Origin of the sequence: Chondromyces apiculatus DSM 436, assembly GCF_000601485.1 — a bacterium.
Taxonomy (GTDB): Bacteria; Myxococcota_A; Polyangia; order Polyangiales; family Polyangiaceae; genus Chondromyces; species Chondromyces apiculatus.
Window position 1 is genome coordinate 21,573 of the sequence record NZ_ASRX01000110.1, and the last position, 6,699, is coordinate 28,271.

The window sequence follows — 6,699 nt, forward strand, 5'->3', positions numbered from 1 at the left end:
ACGTGCGGTGGGTCGCGGACAACACTTCAGGCCATTCCCTCCCCACCTCTGAGGTTTTCCTCCTCGTCCTGGTCATCCGCGCGAAAGACGCAAATCCGCCCCGCGCATCGCACGTTCGTGCGCAACGCGGCCTATGTCTCGTGCATCACCCGCGGCTCTTGAGGAGCACTGCGAGCACCACGATCAGACCCGCGAGGAGCAGGAGCATCAGCCACAGCACTGCGCGAGCCCGCCCTCCGGTGGGGGCACGCTCCACGCCGGGCACGGCCGCGGGCGCCGACAGAGCCGAGGGCGATCCCGGCGTCCGTATCAGGTCGGTGAGCGGAGCCTCGGCGATGGTGGGCTCCAGGTTCGCGTTCGAGCCCCGGAAATCGGGCCCCGAGGCGAACGGTGAGCGCTGCCCGTCCAGCGAAATGGCCGGCGTCGCGCCCTGCATGGCCGCCTCGGCCGCCGTCAGGTCGAGCCTCGGCGCCACCACGAGCCGCTCCCCCTCGGAGATCGGGAGGATCATCGAGGCGTCGAGGGACCAGCCGTTCTGCAGGAGGGGGCGCATCGCCTCCAGCATCTCGGCCGCGCTCTGGAACCTCCGCGCGGGCTCGAAGTGCAGCGCTCCGTGCACCACCGCGGCCACCTCGGGCGGCACCCAGGGCGCCACGTCCTGCAGGGGCCGCGGCGGCTCGCTGCAGATGGCGATGATCAGCTCCCCCAGCGCGTCGATGTCCTCGTGCGGCCTGCGCCCCGAGAGCATCTGGTAGAGGACGATCCCGAGCGACCACAGATCGCTGCGCGGATCGATGTCCTTGTTCCCGCGCGCCTGCTCCGGCGACATGTAGAGCGGCGACCCGAGCACGCTCCCGGTCTGGGTAAGCCCGCTCTTCTCGATGTCCTGCAGCCTGTCGGCCACGATCTTCGCGACCCCGAAGTCACAGATCTTCAGCGTCAGCTCACCGCTCTCGCGCCGCGCCAGGAACAGGTTCCCAGGCTTGATGTCCCGGTGAATGACCCGCGCCTCGTGCGCCCGCGAGAGCCCCAGCGTCGTCTGTGCCGCGATGCGCAACGCGGTGTCCGGCGACAGCACCTTCACCCGGTGGAGCGCCTGACCGAGGTCCTCGCCGTCGAGGTGCTCCATCACGATGTACGGCTGCCCGGTCGTCGGGTCCACGCCCGTGTCGAGCACCTCGGTGATGTACTGCGACTGGATCGATCCCGCCGCCTTGGCCTCGCGCTGGAACCGCGTCAGCACCGACTCGTTCCGGAGAAACGAGCCGCTCAGCACCTTCACCGCGACGCGTCGTCCGGTCCCCCGGTGACGCGCCTCGTACACGGATCCCATGCCCCCGCCCCCGATGGGGCGCAACATTTCGTACCGACCGTCGAGGATGTGTCCAATCACGAGCGCGGCGGCAGCGTACACCAGAACCGTCGCACCGCGAGGCTCCCGCAGTGAGTGTTCCCGAGACCAGCCTCGGTGATACCCTCGCCGGTCATGCAGCAGGGTAGGCGCGGCACCTCGAAGAGACGCCTCGGTGGACTGGGAGGCGCACTGGCACGTTCGCTGACGATCGCGACGATCGCGGCGATCGCGCCGGTGGCCGCGTGGGCCTGGACCCCGCTCCCGGTCGAGGACGATCCCCTGGTCCACATGCCAGGCACGCAGCCCGCGCAGCAGGTGATGCTCGAAGACTCCCAGTCCTGCCTCAACTGCCACGGCTCGTTCGATCCCAACATCGAGTCCGGCTTCACCTGGCGCGGCTCGATGATGGCCCAGGCCGCGCGCGACCCCTTCTTCTGGGCCGCCATGACCGTGGCCGCCCAGGACTCCATCTGGGCCTTCGGCCGCCCCAACGCCGCCGACATCTGCGAGCGCTGCCACATGTCCCGCGGTTGGCTCCAGGGCCGCTCCGACCCTGCGAACGGCAGCATGATGGTGGGCTCCGACTTCGACGGCGTGCAGTGCGACACCTGCCACCGCATGGTCGACCCCTTCTTCGAGGCCACCGCCGCCGGCACCCGCGAAGGCTCCGACTGGGTCGGCTACTGGGACGAGTCAGGACAGGGCGCGACCCCCTCCCAGACCGCCGCCGACCAGACCCGCACGCGCGACATCGCCGCCGTCGACGACCTCACCCTCTTCAACGGCGAGCCCGCCTACGACGCCACCCACGCCCCAGCCCAGGCCAGCTACACCGAGAACGCGAGCGGCCAGTACGTCGTCTCCGCCGACAACCGCAAGCGCGGCCCCTACGCCGACGCCATCGCCCCCCACGGCGTCGATTACAGCCGCTATCACAAGAGCAAGTTCTTCTGTTCGAGCTGCCACGACGTCTCCAACCCGGCGCTCGCCAACCAGGCCTTCGCCGACGCGACCCCTGGCGACGGCACCACCGTGCTCCCCACCGAGCAACAATCGGCGTCCGCCTACCACGGCGTCGAGCGCACCTTCTCCGAGTTCATGCTCTCCGACTATGGCTTGCCCGGCGGCGCCCCCGGCAGCGGCACCTTCGCGCCAGGCAATTTCGTCACCTCCCGCCCGGGCAACGCCATCGCCGCCTGCCAGGACTGCCACATGCCCCAGCGCACCGGCCCTGGCTGCGACGAGTTCAATCCCACCATCCGCCCCACCGACAGCGAAGAGCACCCCAAGGGCGGCCAGGGGGTCCACGACCTCACCGGCGGCAACGCCTTCGTCCCTTACGTGCTCGCGAGCACCGTCCCCACCTCGCCCAACTACGACCCCGAGAACGCCGCCCTCCTCGACCAGGGCCCTGCCACGCTCACCCTCGACCTCCTCGCCGGCGTCTCCCTCGACCCCCTCGCCCTTCTCGCCGCCTCGAACCGCGCCGTCGTCCAGCTCAAGCGCGCCGCCTCCATCCAGGAGGTCGCCCACGACCCCGCGAACGGCACCGTCTCCTTCCGCATCCAGAACCACACCGGCCACAAGCTCATCACCGGCTACCCCGAGGGCCGCCGGATGTTCGTCAACATCAAGCTCTACAGCGGCGCGAACCTCCTCCACGAGGTCAACCCGTACGACACCACCACCGGCACCCTCCGCGGCCTCCCCGGCTCCCCGAACAGTCCCCCTCTCGCTGCCGCGCAGAGCTACGACGACGCCCTCGTCTACGAAGCCCATTCCAGCAGCACCCTCACCGGCCAGGACCACACCTTCCACTTCGTGCTCGCCACCGGCAAGCACAAGGACAACCGCATTCCCCCCCGCGGCTTCCGCATCGGCGAAGCCGCCGCCCGGCAAGCCGAGCCCCATCAGGCCGGCGCGGCATCGCCCGGGTATTTCACCTCCGCCGAATACGCCGGCGGCCACGACGACGTCTCCACCACCTTGCCCCCCGGCGGCGACCGGGTGGTCATTGCCCTCTACTATCAGACCACCAGCCGTGAATACGTCGAGTTCCTCCGCGACCAGATCAATGGCAATGGCGACACCCTCGCCTCTCCCACCCCCTCCGGCGAACCCGAGGCCTACGTCGCCCAGACCGACCCCTTCTTCCTCCAGCTCCGGGCCTGGGGCGACACCCTCTGGGACCTCTGGCTCCACAACAAGGACGTGCCGGGCGCCGCCCCCGTCCTCATGACCCAGGCCTTGCTCGCCACCGACTCCTGCCAGGGAAAGCCCAACGGCACCCCCTGCGAGGACGGCAACCTCTGCACCGCGGGTGACACCTGCATGGCGGGCGCTTGCGTGGGCGGCGGCATGCCCCCCTGCGACGACCAGAACCCCTGCACCGACGACGCCTGCGACCCGCAGCTCGGCTGCGTCTACGACAACAACACCCTCCCCTGCGAGGACGGGGACCTCTGTCGCGGCCCCGAGGTCTGCGCCTTCGGCGTGTGCGTCACCGGCCCGCAGGTCTTCTGCTACGACGGCGACCCCTGCACCGACGACACCTGCGATCCGGTCATCGGCTGCGCCCTCACCAACATCTGCGGCGAGGGCGGCGCAGGCGGCGCGGGTGGCGCAGGCGGCGCGGGCGGCGCGGGCACCACCACCTCCAGCGCAGGCGGCGCGGGCGGCGCGGGCACCACGTCCTCCAGCGCAGGCGGCGCACCTCCGGCCGAGCCCCCCGAGGACAGCGGCTGCGGCTGCGACACCCAGGGCCAGAGCTCGAGCACCAGCGCCAGCGCCAAGGGCCTGGCCATGCTCGCCATGATGGTGCTGATGGCCATCCGGTCGCGCCGCCTCTTCTACCGCCCCAAGGTCACGCCGTCGAAGTCCAGGCCGGCCAAGCCCACCCCGGTGACGGCTACCTCCGCGAAGTCCACCTCGGCGGAGACCTCCTCCTCGCCGAAATCCCCCACACAGACCAGCGCGCGTTGACTCCCTGCATGCGCGCCTCTCACCGAGGGAGGCGCGCCCCTCGCACCCACGACATCCAGGACGGGTCGCGTCCTCCCCCCGCGCCCCACCGGCTCAGGGAGGCGCGCTGCTCGACCCTTCCAGGATCTCCCTGCGGCGCTCGGCGATCCACGCCCGCGCCTCCACCTCGTCGTCGAACAGCTCGAATGTCATCATCCCTGGCCGGATCAGGTTCGCGGCCCGCAGCACCACGCTCGTCACCACCCGCGTCGCGAACGACCCACCCACGAACGCGAAGACCTGCGGGATGGCCCTGCCTGGATCCGATGCCGCCACCTTCCGTGTATCCGGCGATGGAATCCCCACGCTGTTCAGGTGGATCAGGTTGAGGACGTACGACGCTTGCATGTACCTGTCGCGCGTCAGCTCCTTCATCCGCAGGATCTCCTCGGCGCGCAGGATCCCATCGAGCGAGATCACGTAGAGGTCCGGCGGCTCGAACCACATCGTGTGTCGCCCGAAGCGCAGGACGTTGGGCGTCCCTGGCGGCGGTCGGCTCGTCGGCCCCGCCGTCTCGGCGAAATCCGGCGGATCCGGCGGCAAGCTGGAGATGCGCCTCATTTCGGCTGGAAGTACCGACCGACCTGCTCCCGGTACTCCTCGGGTACCTCGCTCCTGTCGATCGCCCCCACCTCGTCGGGCCCCACCACCCCGAGCGCCCCTTCCCCTTGCACGTTCGCCGTCTCCCCGGCCCGCCCTGCGGACCTCCCCAGCACCATCCCCGGCATCGGTACCCCCCTGTTCATCCGCGCATTCGCCCGCGACCGCAGCTCACCCCCGGCCACCTTCCCCGTCTGCCCCTCGTGACTCCCTGGCCCCCCACCCTCGCTGTGTCCGGGTGTCGCCCCGCCCTGATCCTTCCCCCCCTTGCCGCCACTCCCCGTGCCGCTCCCCTGACCCGAATTCCCCTGCTGCCCCCCCTGTTGCCCGCCGCCCTGCTGCCCCCCCTGCTGCCCGCTGCCCTGCTGCCCGCTGCCCTGCTGCCCGCCAGCGACCGGCATCGGCATCGGCCGCCCCCCGAGCTGCCCTTCCATCTCCCCCGTCCCCTCCTGCGCCCCATCCAGCGACTTCTGCCGCTCTCCTTCCTCGCTCCCCGGCGGCGGCGCCTGTGCCATCCCCTTGAGCTGCTCCTTGAGCTGCTCCAGCCCCTCCGCAGACCCGAGCTGCTCCGCCAGCTCCTTCATCTCCTCCGGCGACATCCCCTCCTGCGGTCCACCGGCCCCCCCTTCCGGCATCCCCTCCGCCTGCTTCTTCAGGTTCTCGGCGAGCTGCTTCCGCTCCTCCGCGCTCAGCCCTGACAGCGCCTTCTCCATGCTCTCCGCGAGCTGCTGCATCGACTCGGGATCCCCGAGCTGCTCCATCCCCTTCAGCGCCTCCTGCCCCTCCGCGCCGAGCCCTTCCCCCAGCGACTTCGCCAGCTCCCGCAGCTTGTCCGACTTCTTCCCCAGCTCTTCCAGCCGCTTCCGCTGCTCTTCCAGCGCCTTCGCGACCCCCTTGCCCCCTGCCTCCCGCGCCGCCTTCTCCGCCTCTTCGAGCGTCTTCTGCGCCCGCTCCCGGTCTTCCTTCTCCAGCCGGTTCGCGAGCCTCTCCATCGCCTCGTCGAGATCGACCATGTCCCGATCCCCGAGCGCCTTCGCCGCCTCCTTCAGGTCGGCATTCTCGCCGAGCTTCCCGAGCGCCGACTCCATCCCCTGCCGCTCCTCGCCCTCCCCGAGCGACAGCCGCTCCGCCATGATCCCATCGCGCAGCTTCGACAGATCCGCCTGGGCCTCCCGCTTCTCCACCCCGCTCTTCAGCTTGTCCCGGAGCTTCTTCGCATCCTCCGCGAGCTTCTTCAGCCGCTCCCGTTGCGCATCATCGCGCGCGCTCGCCTCCCCGAGCTGGATCACCCGTTCGAGCGCCGCCAGGTCTGCGATCCGCACCTGCTCCACCCCTGGAGGCGCCGCCGCCCCTTCCGGCGCCGGAGGCAACGGGATCCAGCTCAGATACCCGATCGCCCCTGCCGCTACCGGGATCGCCGCGTGCCACGCCCGCCACACCCGCGGCCGCACCTCCCGCGCCGTGGCCTTCCCGAGCACCCCTTCCGCCTGCGACACGACCACTGCCCGCGCCGGCTCCGACCCCTCATCCCGCTCCAGCTCCAGCGCCGTCGCGATGGTCTCCTTCGACCGCAGCCGCCCATCCAGGTACAGCGCCACGCTCGTGTCCGACCACCGCCGCCGCCGCGCCACCGCGGCCCCCACGGCCGCCCCCAGCACTCCGCCCGCCGCCGCCCAGGGCCTCAGCGCCCCCTGCCGCACCTGCCACGCCACGGCAGCCCCACC

At 70.9% G+C, this 6,699-nt stretch carries 4 protein-coding genes; 1 reads left to right on the forward strand and 3 read right to left on the reverse strand.

The features are described from left to right. Nucleotides 1-145: 145 nt before the first annotated feature. Nucleotides 146-1,360, reverse strand: coding sequence for a serine/threonine-protein kinase (locus CAP_RS40915; RefSeq protein ID WP_156041613.1), 1,215 nt, complete (start codon nucleotides 1,358-1,360; stop codon nucleotides 146-148). Between the two features lie 126 nt (nucleotides 1,361-1,486). Here CAP_RS40915 and CAP_RS40920 point away from each other — a divergent pair, with 126 nt between their 5' ends. Continuing rightward, nucleotides 1,487-4,336: a multiheme c-type cytochrome gene (locus CAP_RS40920; RefSeq protein ID WP_044251289.1), complete on the forward strand. Its 2,850-nt coding sequence runs from the start codon at nucleotides 1,487-1,489 to the stop codon at nucleotides 4,334-4,336. Between the two features lie 93 nt (nucleotides 4,337-4,429). Here CAP_RS40920 and CAP_RS40925 read toward each other — a convergent pair whose 3' ends face one another. Further along, complete coding sequence (locus CAP_RS40925) at nucleotides 4,430-4,936, reverse strand: hypothetical protein (protein WP_044251292.1); 507 nt, start codon at nucleotides 4,934-4,936, stop codon at nucleotides 4,430-4,432. Next, on the reverse strand, nucleotides 4,933-6,699 hold a 1,767-nt coding region (locus tag CAP_RS53045; protein ID WP_044251324.1), incomplete at its 5' end, for a hypothetical protein. The genes CAP_RS53045 and CAP_RS40925, both read right to left, overlap by 4 nt.

Excerpts from the sequence above, each read along its gene's own strand:
- CAP_RS40915 (WP_156041613.1), bottom strand. The coding sequence starts at position 1,360 with ATGTTGCGCCCCATCGGGGGCGGGGGCATGGGATCCGTGTACGAGGCG.
- CAP_RS40920 (WP_044251289.1), top strand. The coding sequence starts at position 1,487 with ATGCAGCAGGGTAGGCGCGGCACCTCGAAGAGACGCCTCGGTGGACTG.
- CAP_RS40925 (WP_044251292.1), bottom strand. The coding sequence starts at position 4,936 with ATGAGGCGCATCTCCAGCTTGCCGCCGGATCCGCCGGATTTCGCCGAG.